This window comes from Amylibacter sp. SFDW26 (assembly GCF_009184395.1).
Taxonomy (GTDB): Bacteria; Pseudomonadota; Alphaproteobacteria; order Rhodobacterales; family Rhodobacteraceae; genus Amylibacter.
The window spans coordinates 32,253-57,756 of record NZ_WEIC01000007.1 but is presented as its reverse complement, the minus strand read 5'-3'; the positions used below and the strand labels follow the sequence as shown (position 1 = coordinate 57,756).

The following is a 25,504-nucleotide window of genomic DNA, read 5'->3' as shown; positions in this document are numbered from 1 at the left end:
CGTGAGCTATGATCTATTAGGTAAGCGTGTTTATGTTGCAGGGCACCGTGGTATGGTCGGCTCTGCAATTGTCCGCCGCTTAGCGGATGAGGGCTGTATCATTTTGACAGCTACACGTGCTGAGTTGGATTTGAAGGACCAAGCGGCTGTGAACGCTTGGTTTGAAGAATATAAACCGGATGCTGTGTTTTTAGCAGCGGCTAAGGTGGGCGGAATTCTAGCGAATGATACGATGCCTGCGGATTTCCTGTATGATAATTTGATGATTGAAACAAACATCATCAAAGCAGCATTTGATGTTAATGTTGAGAAGCTTCTGTTCCTAGGTTCTTCGTGTATCTACCCAAAATTTGCAGAACAGCCGATCAAAGAAAGCGAACTTTTAGAAGGGGCTTTAGAGCCAACCAACGAATGGTACGCGATTGCTAAAATCGCTGGAATCAAACTGTGTCAAGCGTATCGTAAGCAGCACGGTGTAGATTATATTTCGGCAATGCCAACAAATCTTTATGGTACGGGCGACAACTATGATTTGGAAAGCAGTCATGTAATGCCTGCTTTGATCCGTAAAGTAGAAGAGGCAAAAAATACTGACGCAGATAATGTTATTATGTGGGGCACGGGATCCCCACTGCGGGAATTTATGCATGCGGATGATTGTGCGGATGCGCTCGTGTTTTTAATGCAAAACTATTCAGGCTATGAACATGTTAATATTGGCAGTGGTCAAGAGGTCAGTATTTTTGAATTAATGCAGATGATAGCGAAAGCTTCAGAATTTAGTGGTGAAATTGTCAAAGATACAACAAAGCCTGATGGTACGCCGCGCAAGCTAATGGATTCAACTAAGCTAAAAGAGCTTGGATGGTCGCCATCGATTGCTATGGAAGAAGGCATTGTTCGCACAATACAAGAATTCAGAAATTTAGTGAAAACAGCGAGAATATAAGTTTAAAACCTAGTTGGCGCGCCTATAATACTTGGTGGGTCTACTAGATTATCTGCCCGTGCTCCAAAATTCAATAAATCTCTGCGCCCATAAATCTCTGCAATCTCTTCTGCCAGTTCTTTTACGGTTTTGCCAACTCCTGTACAGATATTTGCAGGACCCTCAACGGCACTAAAAGTGCCACTGATAATCATTTTTGCTGCGTCCTTTACGTCGATAAAATCTCTGATTTGAAGGCCGCTTGTCAAATCTGCCATTTCGCCATTTCGCAGTTTTTCATGTAAAAATGGGACAAGACGACGTGCATCTTCACCTTCACCATGAAGGTAAAATAAACGACACCATAAAAAAGACGTTTTTGTTCTACCGAATAGCTTTGTTAAATTCTCAAAGGCTTTAACTTTTGAATTAGAATATGGTGTTGTCGGTGCAAGAGGGGTTTCAAGCGATAGCACCTTATCTGATATTTTATATTCGATGCAGGTTCCTAAGCCAACAAACCGTTTTATGTTAGTCTCCGCTGCTGCTTTCGCTAATTCTAATGTTCCCCTAAGACAGTCATTGTTTTTGGGTGATGTTAAATACACGCCAGGTTCCGCATACCAAGCGGCATGTATGATGATATCAATATCTTGTAAATTTTTCCGCCACCATTTGGTATTTTGCGCGAATAGATCGCTGGTCTCTACGACATCTGTATGGTTCGTATTGATCTTGATACGCTTTTCCCAATTGGGCCGCACGACAATACGAATATTGTGGCCCTGGATTTCAAGCTGCTTAAGAATTTGTGTGCCAACAAACCCAGTTGCGCCAGTGAGTAATATACTTGCCATTCGATAATCTCTGATTTGAATAGTGTTATGTTGGATTTATTACTATTTTGGGCAGGTTTAACAGCTTAAAAGCGATTGGCCTTTATCGAATGTTTAAATTAATTATGTTTTTTATAATATTATAAAGTAGTTCTTGAGGAATTTCACAAGAATCCACATACAATGAGTGGTGTCTAGCTTGACCTGAAATAGAATACTTGAGATAGACTATACAGTCTAGACTAGGGAAATTATAATGACTGATTTTGTAAAAGAAGTTGAAGATCGTGTTGCCAGCTATGTAAACGAAAAAGAGATGCGTAAAGCAGCGTCTGATTTTATGCGCGCATCAACACAACCAAAGTACTGTTATAACTTTTCGTGGCAAACACGCCCTATTATTCAATACCCACAAGATATGGTAGCAGTGCAAGAAATTATCTGGGATGTAAAACCAGATTTGATTGTTGAAATGGGCATCGCACACGGTGGATCTTTGATTTATAATGCGTCAATTTTAGCGATGTTAGACATGTGTGAAGCCATTGAAGATGGCAGAACTATTGATCCTGCTCAATCTAAACGCCGTATTTTGGGTGTGGATATCGATATTCGTGAGCACAATAGAATTGAAATAGAAAAGCACCCTATGTCCTCGCGTATTGATATGATTCAAGGTTCGAGCATTGCTCCAGAAATTATTCAACAAGTCAAAGATTATGCGGCAGATTATGAACGGATTCTTGTATGCTTGGATAGCAATCATACACATTCACATGTTTTAGCAGAATTAGAAGCCTATGCACCGCTTACGTCTGTTGGAAGCTATTGTGTTGTATTTGACAGTATTGTCGAAGATTTACCTGAAGATATGTATCCTGACCGGCCTTGGGGACCAGGTGATAATCCAAAGACCGCTTTGTGGGATTATGTCGAGCGCCATCCCGAATTTGAAATTGATAAGCAGATGTTTGAAAAGCTTTTGATTTCAGTTTGTCCCGATGGATTTTTGAAACGCGTAAAATAAGAAACGCAAAATAATATGAAACTAAGCATTATTATCCCTACACGCGAACGTATTCAATATCTTCGCGAGTCGGTTAAAACCGCATTGGCGGTCGATGATCCAAACGTAGAGATCATCGTTAGTGATAACGCAAGCCAAGATGACACGTATGAGGTTTTATCTAAGATAAATGACCCGCGTTTTAAATATGTGAATACTGGTCAGAGAGTTTCGATGCGGGCTAACTTTGAAAACGGCCTAAAGCACAGCACAGGTGATTATATCATGTTCTTTGGAGATGATGATGGGGTCTTACCGCGCCAGATTCCAATCCTGAAGAAGATTTTATCTAATGAGAACCCCGATGTTTTAAAATGGCCTCTTGTGCGCTACGGCTGGCCAGTAGATGGTAATGCTAAAACAGGTGGTGTGCGCTTTAAGAAAAGTTCATTATTTGGATCTGTCGATACAATTAACGTTACTAAACTTTCCCAAGAACTTGTGGATTGCAACCTGAAGAGCGAAGAATATTATCCTGCTTTATATCATGGAGTTGTTTCGCGTTCCTACCTCGATAGTTTAAAAACTTCAGATGGCCAGTTTTTTAATTGTACTATACCAGATATTTTTTTTAGTTATCTCTCCTTATTAAAGGGAGGCAAACTTATGTATTGTGACCACCCATTTACGTTAAATGGGTATAGCCCAGCAAGCAACGGCGGATCGCAAAAACAGATTGCTCTTGGTAATGAGGTTCCAGAGATTGCTGCGAAATTTATGGCAGAGAATGCTATCGACAAAAATTTGGATGTTGCGGATTTTGGAGCTAACATCGCTGCAGTCTTCTTTCTATCTTTAGAAACCGCTCGTGTCATAGGTGGTATTGATAAAGCAAGAATAAACTATGCTGCATGGTTTGAATTTATAGTTGAAAACGCACATAAAATGACTCCAAAATTGCGTGCTGAACTTGTGCAAAGCTTAAAACAATATGCGAAGAGCATAAATAAATTAGATTTGTTAGACACAGCGTTAAAAATGCCTAGGAAGCGCCATTCTAAACTAGCGAAGTTGAAAAGCAAAATACGTGAAAACAGCTTGAAAATTGGGAGCGTTCGTTTTTCGTGTGATAAAGGAGCACAAAATACTATCTTCACGGCCGTTCAAGCGTGTGATGATCTTATTGGGGATGACCAAGATGCTGTGTACACAAAAACACAATCTCGAAAAGCCGCTTGGAATGCATTAAAACAACGATATTACGTTCTTTAAGCTAATGTTTCAAAGCTTGATATCTCACAAACCGTAGCCATTTGAATATTTCCACTGGTTCTTACTTCTATCTCTGTACCTGGTACGCAAACGGATTTATCGAGCATTGCAAATGCTATGTTAGCGTCCAAATCGGGGGAATAAACACCAGATGTGACAATGCCGACTTTTGAACCTGAGTGCAAACAAGCTAAAGGAACGGATACAGGTTCCAACTGGTTACCTAATATAGTAAGTCCCATTAGCTTCTTTTGAATGCCTTCTTTGCGCTGACGCAATAAAGCTTCCTTGCCAATAAATTCTGCGTCATTGTCTAGGGCGCAATACTTATCAAGGCCAACCTCTAGCGGTGTATCTTCAATCGTCATATCATTGCCGTAACCGAATAGGCCACTTTCGATACGTTCGATTAGGTTAGGACATCCTGCGCGTAAATTATAAGGTTCGCCCTTTTCGGCGATTGCATCCCATAAATCCAAACCAAGGCTGCTATCATCCAAATAGATTTCAAAGCCACCTTGTTTTGACCAGCCAGATCGCGCGATGTTCAACATCCGCCCCTTGAAAGGGAAAGAAGCGAAACGGAAGAATTTAATATCACGAATTTTTGGGCCAAAGACATCTACTAATAAATCTTCTGCCATTGGGCCTTGAATAGCTAGTGGTGATACATCTGGCTCGGTTACTTCTACGTCTAATCCCATACCTTGAGCTAATCCTGCTGCCCAGTGTAATAAATCACTATCAGCAATAGAGAACCAATAAGTGTCTTCTGCAATGCATAGAGCTACTGGATCGTTTAAAAGCCCACCGTTTTCATTACAAATTGGTGCATAATAACAGCGACCCGGTTGAGCATTGCGTAGATCACGGGCGCTCATCATGCATGCAAGCTTATGCGCATCAGGGCCTTTTAATTGAACTTGGCGTTCTGCTGAAACGTCCCAAATCTGGGCATATTTTTTAAGGTGGTGGTAATCTTCAGCTAGACCCTGAAATACAGTTGGTAGCAACATATGGTTGTAAACTGTGTACCCTGAAACGCCTGCAGCTTCAACGCGGCGGCTAAATGGTGTTGCACGCAGCCTGCGTGAAGGAAATATTTGAGCACCAGCCATTATCATACCCTAATAGAATTAATTACTGGATTCTATTTACTTCAATTGTCTGACATTTAAAAGTAACGTAATGACACCTTTTTGTCTGTTTGCGACATTCAGGCTGTCGAAATAACTTTTAGATTGGGTTTGGAAAGCGATCCTAATGGCTTAGAGCATAATACTACGATATTTTTACCTTCATTATATTCGTTAATATTGGGTTCTTTCAAAGTGTTTAGAATGTTTTCAAGATGAGTATAGGCCTGCCGTAGTGCATCACGCCTTGCAAGTTCTAATATGTCTTCATGAAACCCGCTTTTAAAGTGGATTAGATCAGCTTCTTGAAGGCTCTTTAGATCCTTAAGTCTTAAATTATCGGGGTTAGAATCTAATACTTCTATCATGACAGTATGCCCATTTTTATAAGTATTGATGCCATTAGATTGGATTTGTTTTCTTATAATTTCAAATGCACGGCGTTCATTCCCTTTGCCGAACTCTTGTCTTGGCGTTCCATTAAATACCCAATTCCAAAAAGGTCGCCTCTGTTTTTCTTCAATGTACTGAGCTACATCAGTGCGCATAGCTCCTGCGAATGAGACTAATCGGCCCAGCCCTGGTTCTAAAAAGGTTTCAATCTTACTCTTCATTTGACGGCCAAGGATTGGCGCATTTCCTTCAGTGCCAATTGCAATGATAAAAGGATCACGGTCAACAATTGAAGGTGTCATAGCCTCGCAAAATTCAGGCATGTCAACTACGTTAATTATGCTATTCGCTTGTTCTGCTAAAGCTGCATGTGCAGCGCCCGCACCAGAACACCCGGTTGCAGAGAATGTAAGGATTGATGATTTTAACAAATCAATCGTCAATGGCCCTGTGAAATGGGTTATGTGACCTTCGGTTTTTAGAAGTTCTAATTCAGAATTTAGATGGTCTGCCAGGATACATATTTTAGCTTCTGTCTTTAAGATCAGCCGTGCTTTCTGCGCGGCTTGTTCTCCACCGCCTATGATTAATACACGGCGGTTTTTCATTTTCAGAAACATAGGGAAGGTTTTCATAAAGCTATCCGTTCGCGTTTATGGGCGGTCTTTGGGTCCATAAGTCAGCTGCATATTGTAATGAGTGTTTATATGTTCCCGCTGGATTACATGCATGAAGAGCTATAGCCGCAGTTGATATGATGATTTTTTCTGCGAAGGTGTTTTCAATCTCACCTTGCCATAAAGCTTGTAGTCCATCTGTGATATTTGAGGCATCAGATAAGCGTTTTGTATCTGACAAAATTGCGGGTGCAATATATTGATTTTCTTGATCCGATTGTACTATGAAAACTTCGGTGTCTTTAGTCGGATTACATTCGAATTCACCGCCGCCGCCTTTGATTACAGCGAGCGTTTCTTGTTTTAGCAATAGTGCCGATTGAGATTGTAATGTGCGGTAACTTGGATGAAAAACGCCCTGAACAGATACAGGGGCGCGACTTGGATTATAAGCCCGCAGCGCTGTGTTTATTGCTGACCGTAAACCCAATACATCTCGAAGTTTCAACAGGTTTAGAATATTAGGATCAAGTGCTTGCAATGGACAATAAATAATGCCGTTTTCGCGCAAACTAACGTTTGCTTCGTCTATAGTATTGCATGTGGGAATACCGATATTTTGGACGGCATTTGTGACGCTAGCAATGGTGTTTTGGTGCGAATTCCAACCATGTAACATGATGGGGAAACCTGCGGATGCTACAAGTTTTGCAGATAGTAAAAACCACGGTAAACCGCGGGTGCGCCCCGCAGCGTAACTTGGCCAGTCTAGCGCTATATTTAATTCTGCCCATTTAGTTGAACCCATGCGCATGGCATCAACAAAGCCAGCAATTTCATTTGGCGTCTCCCCGCGATAACGCATCAACATTAAAAGCGCACCAATAGCATGGGGATCTACTTGGCCAGCTAATATTTGAGCCATCGCATCCATGGCTTCTGTGCGCGTTAAATTGCGCCCTTTGGATGGACCTCGGCCCATTGCATACACATATTTTGCGAAATCAGTCATTCAGCGGCAATCTTTGGTTGGTGGTTTTGTAAGAGCCCCATCAATTCTGGTCGACATGACCCACAGTTTGTTCCAGCTTGCAGATTTGCGCCAATATCTTCAAGTGTTGCGGCCTTACCAGATGCAATCAATTTAACAAGCGTATTGATGCCAACATTAAAGCATGAACAGATTGTAGGGCCAGCATCGAAAGTTTTAGAGCCAGCAAAGCCCGCTAGGATATCCATTTCATCGTTTCGATCGAATGCATCTATAGCGAAGTTGCGTGATAAACTTACAGGATTAGTTGCGCCAAACATTATACCAAGCAAAGTATTATTTTCAGATAATGCGATCCGGTTTTGTCCTGTCGCTATATCGGAATAAGTTACAGCTTGAGCGGTTTTTATTCCGAGTTGGTCACGTGTAAATTGTTCGAAATCATCGGGTGCAGTTAAGGTTGCCATTTCTACACGCCAGCCTGAGTGAGTTTTGGCTTTTGCCCAATAACCAGATGTTGGAAACGGTTCGTCTTTGACGACTGCAAATCCAAACCATTTCGCTTTGTAATGGGATATGGATATGGGTGTTCGCTTCAATTCTGGTTGCCCAGATACGGGATCAACAACGGATGTAACAACCGTATCAACGCGGCCGCAAGCCGCCCACCGTGATGTCCAATGTATGGGAGCAAAGACTTGACCAACTTGTGTGCGGTCAGTGATCAATGTGCGTAGTATAATATATCCATGTGGGCTGTTCACCTGTACCAGTTCAGCCTGTTTGATATTTAAACGTTCTGCATCCGCGGGATTAAGTTCAAGAAATGGTTCGGCAATATGTGTGCTCAGTGTGGAAGATTTAGCACTGCGTGTCATTGTATGCCAATGATCGCGGATACGCCCTGTATTTAAAATGAAAGGGTATTCAGATGAAGGCACATTTGCAGGTTCTCTTGGTGTAATGGGTAACATACGCGCTTTGCCATCGGCCGTGAAATATCCCCCATTGGCAAAAAACCGAGTATCTGACCTATCCGCAGTTACAGGCCACTGTATGGGGGGCAAATCGTCATATTCGTTGTTATGCATGTTTGTTAGATTCGTTAAATCTAGATCTTTCTGTGCGTCGACAGAAAGCTTTGTCATCGCGGCCCATTCGCTGAATATTTCACTTGGATATTCATAGTTGAATGCGTTGCCCCAACCCATTTTTGCAGCAACCTCACATATAATTTGCCAATCGTGTTTGGTTTGATGTGGAGGGCTTAAAAATGAACGTTGGCGCGAAATACGGCGTTCTGAATTGGTAACAGTACCATCTTTTTCGCCCCAACCTGTTGCAGGTAATAAAACATCTGCTAGCGCTGTGGTGTCGGTGTCTTGTACGATGTCAGATACAACAACAAAATCGACCGCTTCGATTGCTGCTTTTACATCATTTGCGCGTGGCATGCTGACAGCAGGATTTGTGCACATCACCCATAAGGCTTTGATTTTGCCATCTGCACAAGCGTCAAAGAGGTCGACCGCTTTTAACCCTGCTTTTGATGGTAAATTAGGGGCATCCCAAAAATCTCTGACTACAGTGCGATGTTGTGAGTTTTCTATATCAAGGTGGGCTGCTAGCATATTAGCCAAACCACCAACTTCGCGTCCACCCATCGCATTAGGTTGCCCCGTTATGGAAAAAGGCCCACAACCTTCTGTGCCAATACGCCCAGTGGCTAGGTGGCAGTTTATGATGGCATTTACTTTGTCAGATCCATCTGAAGCTTGATTCACACCTTGAGAATATATTGTGACTACACGCTTCGTATTTATCCAGGCCGAATAGAACTCGGATAGTTGAGTAGGAGTTAGCCCTGTCAGCGCAGAAATCGCGGGGATGTCCATTTTCTGTGCTGCTTTCAGAGCATCTTCTAACCCATTTACATGGCTTTTAACGTATTCGGCGTTTATTGCGTCAGCGTTAGAAATGGCTGTTAATAGGCCATTGAATAAAGCGACATCACCACCAGGTCTAATATTTAAATGAACATCTGCCATTTCTGACGTAGCGGTTTTACGGGGGTCAATATTGATGATTTTAGTGCCACGGGTATCTTTTGCATCGATAATGCGTTGATGCAGCACAGGATGGCACCAAGCTAGATTTGATCCGACTAGAACAATCAGATCAGCAGTTTCTAAGTCCTCATACGTTCCTGGCACAGTATCTGTACCAAAGGCGCGTTTGTGACCAGCAACAGATGAAGCCATGCACAGACGAGAATTCGTATCGATGTTTGCAGAGCCAATATAACCCTTCATCAATTTATTGGCGACATAGTAATCTTCGGTCAATAATTGACCTGAAACATAAAACGCAACACTATCTGGGCCGTGTTTGGCGATTGTTTTTTTAAACTTTTCGGCAACTAAATCCGTTGCGTGATCCCAAGAGGCCTGTTTTCCATCAATCATAGGCGTAAGCAGGCGGTCTTCTAATGATAGTGTTTCACCAAGTGTTTTGCCTTTTGTACATAAGCGCCCATAATTTGCAGGATGGTCAGGGTCGCCTTTGATCTCAACCTCACCATTCGCACCATTGTTTGCGATAATTCCACAGCCAACACCGCAATATGCACAAGTTGTACGTGTGGCTGTCATTCCGCAGCCATTTCAGGAATAAACTCTGATGTATCCATTAGAATACGACCATCTGTAACTTTGATCGTGTATGTTTTTACAGAACCTTCATCTGCCCCTTTTGCCTGACCTGTATTCAAATCAAACACCCAATTATGCAAGGGACAAGTGATGCTTTCATCATGCTGAATACCATTCGATAATGGCCCGCCTTTATGTGGGCATTTATCATCGATGGCATAGACTTTATTTGTTGCTGTTCTAAAAACAGCAATACAGCCTTGTGGAGTTTTCACAACACGTGCAGCACGCACAGGGATATCTTCCACAGCACCAATATCTACAAAATCATTCATTCTGCTGCCACCTTTGAAAAATCTGCTAATGGGGAATATTCATAGGCATCTTTGCCTTTGGACGCGCGCTCTGCCCAAGGATCAACTTGATAGAATGTCTGTGAATAATGGAACCGACCGGCCAATGCTTTACGGTTCTCAACGTCCTCAACACATTGTCCTTTGACCCAATCCAAACCAACCTTTGCAATCCATTTATAAGGGCGGTGCAAATATTGTGCGCCTTCGCGGTACAGTTGATAAAATGCACAGGCCAGTTCTAATGCCTCTTCTTCGGTTGTAACCTGAGCCAACAACTCTGTTTCACGTAAATCCATACCAGCAGCGCCGCCGACAAGGATTTGATATCCGCTGTCGACACAGATGATGCCTAAATCCTTACAAGTTGCCTCTGCGCAATTGCGTGGGCAACCAGATACGGCAAGTTTGAATTTATGCGGTGACCATGCACCCCACATTGCTTTTTCAAGCTGAATACCAAGTCCTGTACTGTCTTGTGTCCCAAAACGGCAATGATCTGAACCCACACAAGTTTTCACAGTCCGTAAACCTTTTGCATAGGCTTGGCCTGACACCATGCCAGCTTCGTTCAAATCATACCAAATTGCAGGTAGGTCTTCTTTTTCGATGCCCAATAAATCAATCCGCTGCCCACCTGTTACTTTCACAGTCGGTACGTTGTACTTATCCGCTGCATCAGCAATCGCACGCAATTCATCGGGGGTTGTAATGCCGCCCCACATACGTGGAACAACTGAATAGGTGCCATCCTTTTGAATGTTCGCATGAACACGCTCATTGATGTAACGGCTTTGACCATCATCCACATATTCACCCGGCCATGCACATACTAAGTAATAGTTTAGGGCAGGGCGGCAGGTGATGCATCCGCAAGACGTTTTCCATTGTAATTCCTGCATTATGTCAGGAATGGTTTTCAGCTCTTTTGAAATTATAAGCTTGCGTACATCGTCATGGCTGTAATCAGAACATTTACAGATTGTATCTGCCTCTGGCAGCACAAAGTCATCGCCCAATCCAATCTGTACAACTTGGGCTGTTAATCCAGCACACGTCCCACAGGATGTAGAGGCTTTGGTTAGCATTTTAACCGCGTCTAAACTGTCTGCGCCACCTTCGATGGCTGCTAATATGTCGCCTTTAGAAACGCCGTTACAACCGCAGATTTCAGCATCAAGCGGCAAGGCTGCAACGGCTGCCAACGGGTCCGATGGTGCCCCGCTCGCAAAATTTGGTCCAAAGATTAATGTGTCGCGCAATTCGGATATATCTTCGCGATCTTTGATTTTTTGCAAGAACCAGCCACCATCAGCTGTATCGCCGTACATAACAGCGCCAATGATGATGTTTTTTTGGATTATCAGGCGTTTGTATACGCCGCGTACTGCATCGCGGAAAACGATTTCCTCGCGGTCTGACCCTTCTGCAAAATCACCAGCAGAAAACAGATCGCATCCCGTAACTTTGAGTTTTGTTGATATTTCCACGGGGCTGAAAATCTCATCTCCGCCAAGCAAATTTGCACCTAACACTTTAGCTTGATCATAAAGAGGGGCAACCAAACCATAAAGTTGATCTTGATGTTCAATACACTCACCAACTGCAAAAATATTTGGGTCGCTTGTTTGCATGCCATCATCCACGACGATGCCACGTTCCACATGAAGGCCCAAGTCTGTTGCAATGCGCGTTTCGGGGCGAATGCCTGCGGACATCACAACGATATCAGCTTCATAAATAGTGCCATCTTCTAACAAAACAGCATCAACCTTATCTTCGCCCAAAATCGCTTTGGTAAAGCCTTCGGTGTGAATCTTGATATCGCGGTTTTCCAGCTCTTTGCGCAATAGATGACCCGCAGCAGGATCAAGCTGGCGTTCCATTAAGTGACCTGCAATATGCAGTACGGTCACATCCATGCCTTGCTCTTTTAAGCCAGCAGCTGCTTCTAAACCTAACAAGCCACCGCCAATGACAACAGCTTTGGCGTTTTTCTTGTCACAGGCCGCTAACATCTTATTCACATCATCCAAATCACGGTAAGCCATGACGCCAGACAAATCTTTACCTGGAACTGGAATGATGAAAGGTGCAGATCCTGTCGCTATAACCAATTTATCATAGGTAACAGTGTGCGATTTTGAGGTGACCGTTTTTGCATCCTGATCAATCGTTGTAACAGCTTCACCAAAATATGTGGTGACATTGTTTTCTGCATACCAATCATCTGAATGTGTGATGATATCTTCATATGTCTTTTCGCCTGATAGGACAGGGGACAACATGATGCGATTGTAATTGCCGCGTGGTTCTGCATTGAAAAGGGTAATATCATATGCGTTTGGATCATTATCCAACAAATGCTCGATCAAACGGCCAGAGGCCATGCCAGCCCCAATTATAACTAATTTTTGGGCCATTATGCAGCCTCTCCTTCTTGAGATGGGGTAGGGTCCCCATGCTCGTAATCTTCTAGAAATTGCAGCACTTCTGCGCGGTATTTGTAATAATCAGGATGTGCCAATAATGCTTTGCGTGTTCTGGGACGTGGCAAATCAACGGTCATCAATTTACCTACCGTTGCCCGCGGGCCATTTGTCATCATACAAACGCGATCTGACAGTAGAACGGCTTCGTCTACATCGTGGGTCACACAGATTGCTGTCACTTTGGTTTTGGACCAAACATCCATTAAAACCTCTTGCAGTTCCCAGCGTGTCAGGCTGTCCAACATGCCAAAAGGTTCATCCAACAATAATAGTTTTGGAGAGAGGGCAAATGCGCGGGCAATTCCTACACGCTGCTTCATTCCATTGGACATATCAGCTGCTGATTTATCCATAGCGTCGGCAAGGCCAACACGTTCCAGATAATATTCAACAACCTCTTGGCGTTCTTGTTGTGTTGCTTTGGGGTAAACTTTATCAACACCAATTGCTACGTTCTGTTTTGCTGTTAGCCATGGGAATAGGTTAGGGGACTGAAATACTACGGCACGTTCAGGGTCAGCACCTTCAACGTGTTTGCCGTCTAGAATAATACCACCCTTTGAAATTGGGTTTAAGCCAGCCGCCATAGTCAGAGCTGTTGATTTGCCGCAGCCCGAATGACCAATTATAGAGATAAACTCCCCTTTTTTCATTGTCAGGTCGAAGTCTTCTACAACGGTCAAAGGGCCCTTTGGAGTAGGATAAACTTTGTGCACTTTGGAAAATTGCAGATACCGTTCATTGTTTGCTGTTTCTGACTTTGCTGCCTTGCGAAATGCTGCAGGGACAAGGTGATGTATCGCCGTGATATCAGGCAAAACACGCGTTTGTTCGGTTGCCGCTTCAAAACCAACTTCCATCAGGTAATTGGTGATATCCGATCTTAATTTAATGAATGTTTTATTGTCATTCATTGCAGTACGGTCGCGTGGGCGGGGAATGTTTACTTTGAAATCAGGACCTAGATCCGCATCTGGACCAGGATTCAAAGGGATAATACGATCTGCCAGCAATATTGCCTCGTCCACATCATTGGTGATCAAGACGATGGTCTTCTTTTCTTTTTGACTAATGGCCTCAATCTCATCTTGTAAATTGGCGCGTGTCAGAGCGTCCAGTGCTGATAAAGGTTCATCCAGCAACAAAACATTTGGCTGCATTGCAAGTGCCCGTGCAACAGACACGCGCTGGCGCATGCCACCAGAAAGCTCTGCGGGGCGGCGTGTTGCTGCGTGTGATAGGCCAACCATATCGATATATTTTTCGATTATGTCCAAACGCTCTGTTTTAGATTTATCTGTGTGGACGGAATGTACGGCCAAGCCAATATTATCACGCACAGTCAGCCAAGGCATAAGCGAATAGCTTTGAAATACTAAACCGCGTTCTGGGCTTGGTTCTGCAATAGGCATGCCATTATACAAGGCTTCACCGCTATCGGCATTTTCTAATCCTGCAAGGATATTAATCAACGTTGATTTCCCAGATCCTGAGAATCCAAGAATAGCGATAAACTCTCCTTCTTCGATCTCCAGATTAATGTCTTTCAAAACGGATGTGTCGCCGTGGGATTTACAAATTTCTTTTAAGGATAGGATGCTCATATCGATTACCTATTCGCTGTAAATGTGAACATGGATTGCAAGGCATACATCAGGCGATCCAAGAGATAGCCAATCAAACCGATTGTCAGAACCGCAACCATGATTTTTGCAAGCGATTGGCTGGAGCCATTTTGGAATTCATCCCAAACAAATTTTCCAAGGCCTGGATTTTGCGCCAACATTTCTGCGGCAATTAAAACCATCCAACCAACACCTAATGAAAGGCGTAATCCTGTGAAAATAAGGGGCAGGGCAGACGGTAAAACCAGCTTTGTAATCTTTGTCCATGTGCCAAGTTTCAAAACCTTGCCCACGTTGATTAGGTCTTTATCAATACTTGCCACACCAAGTGTTGTATTGATCAAAGTTGGCCATATCGAACAAAGCGTTACTGTGATTGCGGAAACGAGGAATGACTTGGCTAATAATGGATCAACTGAACTAACGGTTGCTGATACGACCATTGTCACAATGGGTAACCATGCCAATGGGGAAACAGGTTTGAATATCTGGATAATCGGGTTCATGCCCGCGCCAACCATGGGGGATAAACCACCCGCAATACCTAATGGTATGGCGATGACAGTCGCCACGAGGAAACCAAAGAATACAGTTTGTAATGATGTCCAAATTTGATCGTAATATGTTGGTGCACCTGTAAATATACGGTGTTTCACTTTATCCGCATTACCCGCCGCAATCAGCTTTTCATTACGTACATCTTGGCGTTCATAAAAAGCGGTCGCTTTTTCACGTTGGCGCACATGATCAGCATTTAGATTTGTAAACTGTTCCCAAACTTGAACAGGCCCAGGCACCGCACCAAGAGAGGTGACAACTTTCGGTGCCAGAACACCCCAAGCAGTTAAGAATAATACGATGGCCACAACAGGGACACCCAATAAACGCCAAATCTCTTTGCCATTCGTTTTAAGATCATCGCCTAAAATCATCTTTAGCAATGGTGTTAGCCAAGCAAGACCTAAGATGGATACATATTTATCTGCTTTGTTGATCTTAGAAAAAAGTCGTTCTTTGCGGGCTTCTTTCGCTAGGATGGGGTCGGCCATGGTTGTCATTGGTCTTACCTTTCAAGTATAGTCTTTGGCCTGCCAAAGCATAGCAGACCAAGTGATAACGGGTGGGAGAATTAAGAGGCGCTGTCTTTTAGGCCAATTTTCAAAGCTTCCAGATATTCCAAGGGTTTTTTGCCATCGTATTCGATGCCATCAATGAAATCAGATGTGGCTGGTTTGTATCCATCTGTGCCAAACGGAATATCTTCTGCTTTGATATGGCCTTCTTCGATCAACATTTCAGCGGCCTTTAAATAGATGTCAGGTTTGTAAACGTCTTTTGCCACTTGCTCGTACCATTCTACTGGCTTTGCTTCTGTGATCTGCCCCCAACGGCGCATTTGCGTTAGGTACCATGTGGCATCCGAATAATAGGGGTAGGTGGCGTTGTAGCGGTAGAACACATTGAAATCAGGCGCTTCACGTTTGTCTCCACGTTCATATTCAAAACTACCAAGCATAGAGTTTGCGATCACATCGTAATCCGCGCCCACATATTCTGGGCGGCTTAGAATTTCTACGGCTTCAGCGCGGTTGGCATTATCATCTGCGTCTAACCACTGGGCCGCGCGTATTAAGGCTTTGGTCAAAGCTAAAGTCGTGTTTGGATATTTTTCTGTGAACTCTTTCGTCAGACCAAATACTTTTTCTGGGTTGTTTTTCCAGATTTCATAATCTGTTACCACAGGAACACCGATACCTTTAAATACGGCTGCCTGGTTCCATGGTTCACCCACACTGTATCCCAAGATCGTACCAGCCTCTAATGTAGAAGGCATTTGCGGTGGGGGTGTCACAGATAGCAATGCATCTGCATCCACTTGGCCAGAGATATTATCTTTTGTGTAAAAACCAGGGTTAATGCCGCCAGCAGCCAACCAATAACGTAACTCATAGTTATGTGTAGAAACTGGGAAAACCATTCCCATGTTAAACGGCTTGCCCTCGTCTTTGTAACGTTCAACAATTGGTTTTAGTGACTTTGCAGAAATAGGATGGATGTATTTTCCATCTGCATCTTTAGGCACATATTGTTTCATCTCGTCCCAAATTTCATTAGAAACGGTGATGCCGTTGCCATTTAAATCCATAGAGAAGGGGGTTACGATATGGGATTTGGTGCCATATCCGATGGTTGCCGCCAAAGGCTGACCCGCTAGCATGTGTGCACCGTCTAGCGTACCATCAATCACACCATCTAGTAGCACTTTCCAGTTTGCTTGAGGTTCGATGGTTACAAATAAACCTTCGTCTTCAAAAAAACCTTTTTCATAAGCTATAGCTAAGGGAGCCATGTCTGTTAGTTTAATGAAACCAAACTTTAGCTCATCTTTTTCGACGTCAAGTATTTCTGCTAAAACAGGAAATGAGGTCAAAATACCAGCTGTCGCTGATAAGAGAATTGATTTTAATCGCATGTTGTATAACTCCGCATAAAAAAGCCGCTTGATCAAAATACACCAGAGCACATTGCACTGTTGTTCTTAGATCAAGCGGCATTGCTTGTAGGGGTAAACTTAAAGGGTGTAGTCTTATGACATCGTTGTCATAATGGTTACTAGGATAAGAAGTAGGTGGAAAAGGGTCAATTCCTATGACGTATTTTTTGTGCGCGTAATTTAGGCAACGTCAAATGTAATGCCATCAAAAAAGGCATCTGGGCCGAATATTGGTTCGTGGAACCCTGAAACCGAAGTTCGTGCCTTTAGGCTGCCCTCTACTTTTTCATTTGCAGAAGGGAGCGGTGCTTTGACTGATTCTAAAGCAGAACGGTAAATGTCTGTACGGCAAGCTTCACGTGCAATAGTTCGTGCATCTTCTATACTCACACCCCAATAAGGTGCGTTTTGCTCTGCGATCCAAGCTGCGGTGCTTTTCCACGGGAACCCAATGCGTTTTGCATCAAATTGTAAAGCAAGGGGTTCATTTATGGTCATGCCATTGCTCTTTACTAGTATGTCACCACGCAGATTGCTTTCAATGTGATTTGTATCTAAGTCTAAGTATTTAGGATTTGATAAAATTTCACTTGCAACAGAAGCATTCGATGGGTTCGAAACCCAATTGGCAGCCCTGTACAAGACACGCACCATTTGTTCGGCTTCATTTCGATGCTCGTCCAGCCACTGGCGCCGTATGCCAAACGCTTTTTCTGGCGCACCTTGCCAGATCGAATTTGACGTTAGCATAAGATGCCCACTACCATTATCGATAGCATTTGTGGCCCAAGGTGCGCCAACCATAAAGGCATCTACATTGCCTGTATTCAAAGCCATTTCAATTGAGGATGGAGCGCAGACATGAAAATCAAAGACCGTTTCAGGCGTGTGCCCTAATTGAGATATAAGATGGCGCAGCATTGTGACATGCATACTTTGTAAAAAGGGTACTGCGACACGAATAGGGCTTTCTTGCGTCAAAGTAATTAGAGCTTCGCCAATATCCTTTGTTTTTCCAAATACACCACCAACAGCTTTAATTTTTTTAGTAAGCTTATTCCCAGCAACAAAAGAGTTACCATTCATGTTTAAAATAATCGGGATATCAATTTTATTAGGGGCGGGTGCTAGGCCCAAAGACATCGCAAGAGCCATTGGCAATAAAATATGAGCGCCGTCTAGAACTCCAAAAGACAATTTATCCCTTACAGATGACCAATTGTGTTCGCGGACTAAATTTATACTTAAACCCTCTTCTTCTGCAAAACCCATTTCAACAGCTAAGATTAAGGGTGCTGCATCTGTTAAAGGTACAAAACCGATGTTTATAGCTTTGCTCACAATAATAACTTTGCTGCTGTAAGCAGTCCTTCAGCGACTTCTGAAACACGACGGCCTTGGTCCATCGCAGTTTTGCGTAATAAAGAATAGGCTTCTTCTTCGGTAAGGTTGCGCGCTTTCATTAACATGCCTTTCGCGCGGTCAACATGTTTGCGCTCTGCAAGTGCAGCTTTCGTTGTCTCTAATTCCTTTTTTACTCGTTGAAAGGAATGAAACCGAGCGATCGCAGTCTCCAGTACGGGTTTAATGCGATCTTTTCGCATTCCATCGACAACATATGCACTTATACCTGCTTCAATAGCAGCGCGCATCATGCTTTGATCACTATGATCAACAAACATTGCAACGGGTTGTTTGGCCGCATTAAGAGCACTGACAATCTGTTCAAAACTATCACGCGAAGGATCTTCTAGATCAATCAGAATAATGTCTGGTTTTAATGATAACAGCTTTCGAGCCAAGCCATGCGTTTCGCCAACGACTGTAACTTTATAACCAGAATACTCTTGTAAGCCGTCCACAATAAGAAATGCGCGGTCTTTATTGGGGTCAATAACAACGATATGTAGAGTTTCTGTCAAAACGTAACCATGATAAGATGCTATCTAATTAACGCTTTGCAATAAATTAATAATAGCGTGAGTGTTTAATTTGATCTTTATAGAATTACTTGCCTTTAAAATGTGCTGAATTTCATCTTTTGATTATTTTATAAGCTAATATTTGAGGGGTATTCTGTATGCATTTTACAAAATTCATTTTTAATTCTGGCGACACATTTAAACGCATAATATTTCTTATGTTAATATGATAGATATGAGTTTTCCATGTAAACACTCTTGAATATATATATTAGCACATATAATTTATAAGCAATTGTTTATTAAGATAACAGCTGTACGAGCAAGGAAAGATACCTTTCAATGGAAGTAAAAGTTTATGTCGGTGGGCATCGTACTAATTTGGAACATTTTTCTTCTACACTAGCTGCGAATAGTGACTATATGCACTCTGAAAAAATTTCTTATTCTCCAGCGACCCGCCGGACTCTGAAACGTATATCAGAGGCAATTTCATCAATGAAAGCTGGTGATGATATAGAAGATATACAGCAGCGCTTACGTGGCCCTTTAAGTATAAAGCCAGAAACAAAAACCCTTCTGATAGTTGACTCTAGAATGATTGGGGCAAAAAATAGGCCATTTGGAAAGACGTTTTATGCCCCTAGAGTGGGAACTTATTACAGAGACCTTAAAAAGCTTTTTGAAGGTCATACTGTTCGCTTATACGCCGAAACACGAAACCCCACTAGCTTGACGGAAGTCGCCTATGCGGAATCTATTCTTAGTGGTAATTTCAATGTATTCGAAGCATTTTTATCAGGGCATGATTTAAATGACTTTCGTTGGTCAAAATTCATTCATCGCATACAGGGCAAAAATAATGCAATTGGCACTACAATATGGCGCTATGAAGATTATCCATATATATGGCGCGATGTCATAGGAGCTTTTACAGGCCTACCAAATCACCAAGACTTAATTGACCCACCTGTCTCACAAGGGACTGGGCTAAGTTTTCAAGGTGCCCAATTATTCACAAAATATACAAAAGAGTATCCTGATTTAGATCAAGAAAGCTTATTAAAAGTAAGGAAGACATTTTTAAGACAATTCCCCAACCTAAATCATGAAGAAACGATTTCTTATTGGCCAGCAGAGCAAGCAGATACACTAACCCATAGCTATGAAGATGACTGGTACTATATTAAGCGTATCGACAATACAGAAATAATTGAACCTATTTCAGCAAATGAAGTTAACGGTTAATGTGAAACAGTAAGGCTAATCTCATTTCGACAGTCTTGAGTATGTATAATTATCTTCTCTTATTCTTATTAGCCACACCCCACCAAACTATTTCTCGGCCCAAAAAGCCCTCTAATTCGGCACGTGCATTATCAGATGTTATATCTAGGTTGAGAAAATACTTATCGCCATTAAATACATATTTAATGGCCTCTACATGAGATGTTATCCATCGTTCTATTTCATCAGAAGTGCCTCGGCCAATTGGTAGCCCTGGGCAATCTGATTTAGTTATTCTGTCTTGAAGATTGTGCCATCTTGAAATGCTGTTGGCAGTCTTAGCTGGTAAACGGTAATTTAGTATGAATTTACATTTTGGATACATTTTTCTAATGGCTATCAATAAAGATATATCTAGATTTGGCCATAAGCTCAGCAATGGCGCCCCTTTAATTGGATGATTGCAGAAGTCGAGCTGGGTTATTGCCTCTATCCCTGAAAAATGGTGGAAAGGATCGCCCGTCTCAAACCATCCATCGTAAATTAATTTACCAACAGGCTTATCATCTACCATCCAATGTGCAGCAGTTATGCCTGACTTTATCAATGCGTTGTGGATTGTTGATGTGCCTGACTTTGGAAAGCCAATTAAAATAATGTGGGGTTTGGTTTCGGCTGGCATAATACATTTCCTTATAATCTGTGGCTATTCACTGCACTCAGCCATGTATAATATAATGAGAACCTGATGGGTCCATTTATTCATAGGTCTTGCCAATATTAGCTATTTGTTTTGAACAATTCGGGCGCTTTATCAGTAAGTGTACTTATACATGTTTTGATAAACTGCTTTTCTACTAGATATTTACGAGACAAAGCATCAATAGACTGCTCACCTTTTAACCCTTCGAGGGCTATTTTTGCGCACAGTACTGGGTCGTTTGCAATTTCATTCACCGGTTTCACTCTTGTTGGAATCGGTGCTGCGCTTGGGTCTATTTTATGTTTGCCAATTAACCCATCTAAATAACTTCCACCTCTTGGCACACCATTATGCTTCTCTTCTAATCGTGGTTTCATGCGGCGGGCCCAAAAATGAACACCATAAGTTTCGTCCGTTAATTGTTGGCCAATTTTGAAGCGCGTTAAAATCATCTTATTACGATCTTTAAAAGAAATCGGATAGAACGCTTCTTGCGGGCGTGCTATGGTCGCCTCTCCGCTTTCTTCTAAGAACCAAGTCACAGCAGCTGGGCCAGTAAAACCCCAGTTTTGCTCCGTCATATGGACTGGTTTTCCAGCATCACGTTCTGCTTTTAATTCTGCTTGCTGGCTTTCTTTTAGCCACGGCCCAATTGCGTATTCATCTTTAAAGAATTCCAGCATCGCGTCTAAAGCAGGAGAATTTCTGGGCAAACCTAAAACAGCATTACAAATCAGGCCTGGTTTTTCCCAGCCAAAGACACAATCGGTGCCAAAATCGAATGGTTGTCGGCAGTACATATCTGCATCTACCCATATTTGATCGGTTTTCTTTAAGAGATTCAATCTAAAGAGGTCCGCATGGATAGCTGGGCTGCCCGTTCTAGCGTGTTTATGCATTGGTTCGGATGGGAAAATGTCTTCAGCAGAGCGCTGTTCGACTTCGTCAGGAACATTATCAATATGGGAATAGCTGTATAGAGTCGTTTTATGCCCTGCATGTGCAAATGAAACTAAACATAATTGTTCGAGCCAAGATAATCGGCCGCCAATCCAAAGGCTTGCTATTTCTGGAAGTTCAGCCACGGTATTTTACTCCTACCAGCATTCTGCAAAAACCCACTTTTTACGTTTTTGGAAAACTGGGTCTTTCAAAAGTTCTGCAATTCTATCTTCATGAGCTTTACAGCTCGCTTCATGTAAGAGGCTTAATTCTTCATCAGCAATAAGATCTGCGTATGCTTTCTGAAAACCTATTTGCTGCCGCTCTAAAGTAGATGTGTGATCTGATTGGCGATTTCGCATTCTCCAATATCGTTGGGATACCATTTTGCCTTTTACAACGACATCGCCTCTAAACATCTTAACAAGATATGAATTTAATGAGCGCAAAGGATAGTGTTCCAGAACAACGTCATCGTATGCACCTCTGCAATCCATTCCATTCTTATCATCTTGCTCGTGGAAAATATCAATGGGCTGGGAAGAGCCATTAAGCCATGTCACATCACCGCGATCTTTGTGTAAATCAGGTCTGTGATTGCGAATTTGACGTAGCTTATCATTCAAATTGACAAGCGTTTTAACGCCACGCAAAGATCTAGGTTTTCCAGGGCGTTCACGTTGATGCTTTTCAAATAATTCAGTCACAAAGCCGCGTTCATAATCTTCTTTCTGATTGCTGCCATGGTTCAGCTCGCTGATGGATAGAGCATCAAAAGGACCTGTTGCTTTAAGTAAATCAGTGATCTTACCTGTTCCATGTCGAATGTTAATAAACTCATCAACATCCATCGAAATATAAAAGTCAGACGTCTTAAATTCATTAAAATGAGGTGTATACGCCAATGCAATCGGTTGGAAATCGGGACGACCATAGACAGCAGCAGGGTTTGGCATATGATGCACTAACCCCATTGCATGAAGCCTATCAAGTATAAGATCAGTACCATCGGTACAATCGTTGCTGAATACTACGATATTGTTAATTCCGATAGATTTATGCCAAGCAATCCATTCTAATATGAAAGGCCCTTCATCTTTCATGCATGTTGAAATCATAACTTTTGGATCTGAATCGTTCCAAGATTTTTTAGGAAAATCAAGCTGAGGCTTGATCACTTCTAATGTACTCAGCTCAGGTTCACTAGGTGCCGAAATGTTTTGAGTAGCACGTTCAAACCGCCAAACAGACGATGGTTTCTTTTCTGGAATAATAGAAAAGCCTTTGTGCATAAGCATGTTCATTATGCTTAATAGATTTTCTTGGCCGTAAACTTTCGGATGAACCTGAAGGATTAGTATACGTACTTTGGACAGATCGACTTTGTCGAACAGCCCCAATTCGGCCCCCTCAATGTCACAGATAATAACATTAGGCTTAATTTCATTTACAAGTTCGCGGATGTCAAAGTTTGGTAATTTTTCCACAGATTCATACGCTCTAGAATCTGGCTCCATGGATGATGCCCAAAAATCTTTTCGTATGTAAAAATCAACGTCTTGAGCAGGTCCTGATGATACGACACCACTCCGCAAATCAACACCTTGGACATCATTTAAACGGTGAGTTTCATGAATGACTGGTATAATTTTGGGATTGGCTTCAATTGTTGTAACTTTTGAAACGCCTTTAACTTGAGCTGCAGCAGTGGAAATCAAACCAATACCGCCACCCAATTCAAGCACATTATCCCCAGGCTTCAAAGCCGATTGTAAGCCCTTAAGTTTACCTTTTTCATAGCGGTTATTCCGCATTGGCTTTTCGATTTTTGGTGTAATAATATGTGGAATAAACGGTGTTTTTATTCCGCTTGTGACTATAACTTCATCATAATCATACATGTAAGTAACCCTAGATACTTCCATTCAAAATTATTCAGAATGGGTGAATAGGGTATACAATAAGCCTAATGAATTGGGTAGCCTAAAAATAACAACATCCGCCGCTGATAACGTCTATTATCTAATTGGCTTCATCGCGAATACTATCGCATTCTTTGAAAACATCTTTCAAGCAGACCTTACAAATATTCCGGTTCAGGTCTTTTGTAGCATCTGCCACAGCTTCGCCTTTCGAACTGAATAATTTATCCTCTCCCAACTCATCGATGACATGCAGTACGCGCAATTTATTAATCAATGGTGGGAATAGCGCAACGATGCGGAAAGAGCCGCCTTTTGATTTTACTTCACGAATAGTATCAATTAGCAAATCTGCACCTGCCAAATCAATTTTACCAACACCTTTCAAGTATAAGATCATATGTATCTGTTTTGGATTTTCTTGACGCATTTTTTTCAATTTGCGTTCAACATGTTCCACTGAGCCAAAGTATAACGGCCCATCCAAACGAAATGTTACCAGCTGGGGGCATTGGCTAATGCCATGTAGTTTAGCATCACGGAACTTACGTTCGCCTGATGCGGAAACCATTGGGGCTGTCACAGGTAATTCAGGGTGGGCGCTCTCATAAATAAACACACAAAAAGATGAGATCACACCAATATAAATTGCAAAGTCGAGCTCAATAAATAAACCAGCAGCTAATGTAAGTACTAGAATTACTGTTTCTGGGCGACTAGACGTTATAATATGTTTCACTTCATTTACGTCTATTAAGCGCCATGCCACGAATAGGATCAAACCTGCCATAGCGGGCGTTGGAATATGTGCAACAAGAGGGCCAATAAACAACAGCATCAATGCAAGTATTGCACTGGCAAAAAGCCCAGAAAGTGGCGTCATTGCGCCCGCGGTTGCATTCACGCCACTGCGGGTAAATGATCCTGAACCAGCATAACACTGGAACATACCGCCAAATAAATTAGACAAGCCTTGCCCTACCATCTCTTGATTTGAATCAAACGGTTCTTTTCTACGAATGGCGAAAGCGCGTCCGATTGATATCGCTTCTAATAGCCCTACTAACGCAATCGCTGCTGCACCCGGAGCCAACTGCGATAACTCGCTGAAAATACCTGTTGGTGGTGTGAACTGTGGTAATGTTGATGGCAGGGCCCCCACCATAGAAACGCCATGAGCTGCAGCATCTAAATACCATGCAAGACCAGACCCAGCAACTAATGCGATCATAAAGCCAGGTAGTTTAGGTAAATATTTTTGGCAAAACACTGCAAGACCTAATGTCGACATAGAAATTGTAACTGCGTAAATATTCACATCAACAAAATGCTCAGACAAACGGGTAAGGCGTTCTATAATATTACCGCCGCGTTCAACTTCAACGCCCGTTGCACCAGCAAGTTGGCTGACACCGATTAAAAGAGCCGCAGAAGCAGTAAAGGCAGTCATAACCGAATGAGATACAAAAGAAACCAATCCACCTAATCGTGCTAAGCCGGCTACAACTTGAAATACCCCCACTAAGACAGTCATAATAAGGGCAAGCTCAATATATTTGGCAGTACCTGGCTCAGCTATCCCATTAAGAGTGGCAAATAAAACAGCCGAGATAGCTGTTGTTGGTCCAGAGATCATAATCATCGAAGACCCAAACAATGCAGCAACCACAGCTGTAATCATAGCTGTGTAAAGGCCGTACTCTGGTGGCAAACCAGCAATCGTAGCAAAGGCAACACCTTGCGGTAAAACGATCGCAGCATTCGTGAACCCTGCATAAGCATCAGCTGATACAGTTTTCCCATTCATTTTAGTCATCCAAGAATAAGCAGGGAATATGGTTTCAATGCGCATAACTAATGCACCTTTCACGATTCAAAATTTTGGTTTTGATCGTCCCATATGCCTCTTTTATGAAATAGAAATGGGTAAACTTGTCACACGCTTTTGATTATCCCCTATATAGTAGTATCAAAAACATGTTGGCCATCACTTT

Annotated in this window: 20 protein-coding genes; 4 read left to right on the top strand and 16 right to left on the bottom strand. The window is 42.4% G+C overall.

Going from position 1 to position 25,504, the window contains the following annotated elements:
• The first annotated feature begins 1 nt into the window (after position 1).
• Positions 2-949 (top strand): GDP-L-fucose synthase, encoded by a 948-nt coding sequence (locus tag F9L33_RS15300; RefSeq protein ID WP_226804179.1) that lies wholly within the window; start codon positions 2-4, stop codon positions 947-949.
• 2 nt (positions 950-951) lie between these two features.
• On the opposite strand, the gene F9L33_RS15295 is transcribed toward F9L33_RS15300, so the two are convergent.
• Positions 952-1,785: an NAD(P)-dependent oxidoreductase gene (locus F9L33_RS15295; protein ID WP_152143688.1), complete on the bottom strand. Its 834-nt coding sequence runs from the start codon at positions 1,783-1,785 to the stop codon at positions 952-954.
• A gap of 235 nt (positions 1,786-2,020) precedes the next feature.
• On the opposite strand from F9L33_RS15295, the gene F9L33_RS15290 reads away from it, so the two are divergent.
• Together F9L33_RS15290 and F9L33_RS15285 are read left to right on the top strand one after the other, a co-directional pair.
• The gene (locus tag F9L33_RS15290; protein WP_152143687.1) at positions 2,021-2,791 is read left to right on the top strand and encodes a cephalosporin hydroxylase family protein; all 771 of its coding nucleotides are present in this window, start codon (positions 2,021-2,023) and stop codon (positions 2,789-2,791) included.
• A 15-nt stretch (positions 2,792-2,806) separates the two neighbouring features.
• The gene (locus F9L33_RS15285) at positions 2,807-4,042 is read left to right on the top strand and encodes a glycosyltransferase family 2 protein (RefSeq protein WP_152143686.1); all 1,236 of its coding nucleotides are present in this window, start codon (positions 2,807-2,809) and stop codon (positions 4,040-4,042) included.
• On the opposite strand, the gene F9L33_RS15280 is transcribed toward F9L33_RS15285, so the two are convergent.
• The 11 genes from F9L33_RS15280 to F9L33_RS15230 all read right to left on the bottom strand — a co-directional run bounded on the left by F9L33_RS15280 (position 4,039) and on the right by F9L33_RS15230 (position 18,716).
• Positions 4,039-5,160 carry a dimethylsulfoniopropionate demethylase gene (locus F9L33_RS15280; protein WP_152143685.1) on the bottom strand — a complete coding sequence of 374 codons (1,122 nt, stop codon included), beginning with the start codon at positions 5,158-5,160 and terminating at the stop codon, positions 4,039-4,041. The two genes, F9L33_RS15285 and F9L33_RS15280, sit on opposite strands and share 4 nt — an antisense overlap.
• 98 nt (positions 5,161-5,258) lie before the next feature.
• Positions 5,259-6,206: a bifunctional precorrin-2 dehydrogenase/sirohydrochlorin ferrochelatase gene (locus tag F9L33_RS15275; RefSeq protein ID WP_152143684.1), complete on the bottom strand. Its 948-nt coding sequence runs from the start codon at positions 6,204-6,206 to the stop codon at positions 5,259-5,261.
• Between the two features lie 4 nt (positions 6,207-6,210).
• Complete coding sequence (locus tag F9L33_RS15270; protein ID WP_152143683.1) at positions 6,211-7,200, bottom strand: glycosyl transferase family protein; 990 nt, start codon at positions 7,198-7,200, stop codon at positions 6,211-6,213.
• A complete protein-coding gene (locus F9L33_RS15265) occupies positions 7,197-9,830 on the bottom strand; it encodes a nitrate reductase (RefSeq protein WP_152143682.1) in 2,634 nt (877 codons plus the stop codon). The genes F9L33_RS15270 and F9L33_RS15265 overlap by 4 nt, the downstream gene beginning before the upstream one ends.
• Positions 9,827-10,165 (bottom strand): nitrite reductase small subunit NirD, encoded by a 339-nt coding sequence (gene nirD, locus F9L33_RS15260; protein ID WP_152143681.1) that lies wholly within the window; start codon positions 10,163-10,165, stop codon positions 9,827-9,829. The genes F9L33_RS15265 and nirD overlap by 4 nt, the downstream gene beginning before the upstream one ends.
• The gene (nirB, locus tag F9L33_RS15255; RefSeq protein ID WP_152143680.1) at positions 10,162-12,606 is read right to left on the bottom strand and encodes a nitrite reductase large subunit NirB; all 2,445 of its coding nucleotides are present in this window, start codon (positions 12,604-12,606) and stop codon (positions 10,162-10,164) included. The genes nirD and nirB overlap by 4 nt, the downstream gene beginning before the upstream one ends.
• Positions 12,606-14,279, bottom strand: a complete 1,674-nt coding sequence (locus F9L33_RS15250; RefSeq protein ID WP_152143679.1) for an ABC transporter ATP-binding protein — start codon at positions 14,277-14,279, stop codon at positions 12,606-12,608. Before F9L33_RS15250 ends, nirB begins: the two co-directional genes overlap by 1 nt.
• A 5-nt stretch (positions 14,280-14,284) precedes the next feature.
• Positions 14,285-15,358 (bottom strand): ABC transporter permease, encoded by a 1,074-nt coding sequence (locus F9L33_RS15245; protein WP_152143678.1) that lies wholly within the window; start codon positions 15,356-15,358, stop codon positions 14,285-14,287.
• A gap of 71 nt (positions 15,359-15,429) precedes the next feature.
• Complete coding sequence (locus F9L33_RS15240; protein WP_152143677.1) at positions 15,430-16,773, bottom strand: CmpA/NrtA family ABC transporter substrate-binding protein; 1,344 nt, start codon at positions 16,771-16,773, stop codon at positions 15,430-15,432.
• Positions 16,774-16,974: 201 nt separating this feature from the next.
• Complete coding sequence (locus F9L33_RS15235; protein WP_193222077.1) at positions 16,975-18,135, bottom strand: CmpA/NrtA family ABC transporter substrate-binding protein; 1,161 nt, start codon at positions 18,133-18,135, stop codon at positions 16,975-16,977.
• Positions 18,132-18,716: an ANTAR domain-containing response regulator gene (locus F9L33_RS15230; protein WP_152143675.1), complete on the bottom strand. Its 585-nt coding sequence runs from the start codon at positions 18,714-18,716 to the stop codon at positions 18,132-18,134. The genes F9L33_RS15235 and F9L33_RS15230 overlap by 4 nt, the downstream gene beginning before the upstream one ends.
• A gap of 342 nt (positions 18,717-19,058) precedes the next feature.
• Between F9L33_RS15230 and F9L33_RS15225 the strand changes: the two genes are divergently transcribed.
• A complete protein-coding gene (locus tag F9L33_RS15225) occupies positions 19,059-19,964 on the top strand; it encodes a hypothetical protein (protein WP_152143674.1) in 906 nt (301 codons plus the stop codon).
• A 49-nt stretch (positions 19,965-20,013) separates the two neighbouring features.
• Here the strand turns inward: F9L33_RS15225 and F9L33_RS15220 are convergent, their stop codons facing one another.
• From F9L33_RS15220 to F9L33_RS15205, 4 genes are all read right to left on the bottom strand, one after another.
• The gene (locus F9L33_RS15220; RefSeq protein WP_152143673.1) at positions 20,014-20,625 is read right to left on the bottom strand and encodes a sulfotransferase family protein; all 612 of its coding nucleotides are present in this window, start codon (positions 20,623-20,625) and stop codon (positions 20,014-20,016) included.
• Positions 20,626-20,723: 98 nt separating this feature from the next.
• Positions 20,724-21,731 (bottom strand): hypothetical protein, encoded by a 1,008-nt coding sequence (locus F9L33_RS15215; protein ID WP_152143672.1) that lies wholly within the window; start codon positions 21,729-21,731, stop codon positions 20,724-20,726.
• A gap of 12 nt (positions 21,732-21,743) precedes the next feature.
• Positions 21,744-23,489 (bottom strand): FkbM family methyltransferase, encoded by a 1,746-nt coding sequence (locus F9L33_RS15210; protein ID WP_193222076.1) that lies wholly within the window; start codon positions 23,487-23,489, stop codon positions 21,744-21,746.
• A gap of 121 nt (positions 23,490-23,610) precedes the next feature.
• Complete coding sequence (locus F9L33_RS15205) at positions 23,611-25,362, bottom strand: SulP family inorganic anion transporter (RefSeq protein WP_152143670.1); 1,752 nt, start codon at positions 25,360-25,362, stop codon at positions 23,611-23,613.
• Between the last annotated feature and the right edge of the window lie 142 nt (positions 25,363-25,504).

What these genes read in the sequence shown, in the direction of transcription:
- F9L33_RS15295 (WP_152143688.1), bottom strand. Translation starts at nt 1,785, where the DNA reads ATGGCAAGTATATTACTCACTGGCGCAACTGGGTTTGTTGGCACACAA.
- F9L33_RS15290 (WP_152143687.1), top strand. Translation starts at nt 2,021, where the DNA reads ATGACTGATTTTGTAAAAGAAGTTGAAGATCGTGTTGCCAGCTATGTA.
- F9L33_RS15285 (WP_152143686.1), top strand. Translation starts at nt 2,807, where the DNA reads ATGAAACTAAGCATTATTATCCCTACACGCGAACGTATTCAATATCTT.
- F9L33_RS15280 (WP_152143685.1), bottom strand. Translation starts at nt 5,160, where the DNA reads ATGGCTGGTGCTCAAATATTTCCTTCACGCAGGCTGCGTGCAACACCA.
- F9L33_RS15275 (WP_152143684.1), bottom strand. Translation starts at nt 6,206, where the DNA reads ATGAAAACCTTCCCTATGTTTCTGAAAATGAAAAACCGCCGTGTATTA.
- F9L33_RS15270 (WP_152143683.1), bottom strand. Translation starts at nt 7,200, where the DNA reads ATGACTGATTTCGCAAAATATGTGTATGCAATGGGCCGAGGTCCATCC.
- F9L33_RS15265 (WP_152143682.1), bottom strand. Translation starts at nt 9,830, where the DNA reads ATGACAGCCACACGTACAACTTGTGCATATTGCGGTGTTGGCTGTGGA.
- nirD (WP_152143681.1), bottom strand. Translation starts at nt 10,165, where the DNA reads ATGAATGATTTTGTAGATATTGGTGCTGTGGAAGATATCCCTGTGCGT.
- nirB (WP_152143680.1), bottom strand. Translation starts at nt 12,606, where the DNA reads ATGGCCCAAAAATTAGTTATAATTGGGGCTGGCATGGCCTCTGGCCGT.
- F9L33_RS15250 (WP_152143679.1), bottom strand. Translation starts at nt 14,279, where the DNA reads ATGAGCATCCTATCCTTAAAAGAAATTTGTAAATCCCACGGCGACACA.
- F9L33_RS15245 (WP_152143678.1), bottom strand. Translation starts at nt 15,358, where the DNA reads ATGACAACCATGGCCGACCCCATCCTAGCGAAAGAAGCCCGCAAAGAA.
- F9L33_RS15240 (WP_152143677.1), bottom strand. Translation starts at nt 16,773, where the DNA reads ATGCGATTAAAATCAATTCTCTTATCAGCGACAGCTGGTATTTTGACC.
- F9L33_RS15225 (WP_152143674.1), top strand. Translation starts at nt 19,059, where the DNA reads ATGGAAGTAAAAGTTTATGTCGGTGGGCATCGTACTAATTTGGAACAT.
- F9L33_RS15220 (WP_152143673.1), bottom strand. Translation starts at nt 20,625, where the DNA reads ATGCCAGCCGAAACCAAACCCCACATTATTTTAATTGGCTTTCCAAAG.
- F9L33_RS15210 (WP_193222076.1), bottom strand. Translation starts at nt 23,489, where the DNA reads ATGTATGATTATGATGAAGTTATAGTCACAAGCGGAATAAAAACACCG.
- F9L33_RS15205 (WP_152143670.1), bottom strand. Translation starts at nt 25,362, where the DNA reads ATGCGCATTGAAACCATATTCCCTGCTTATTCTTGGATGACTAAAATG.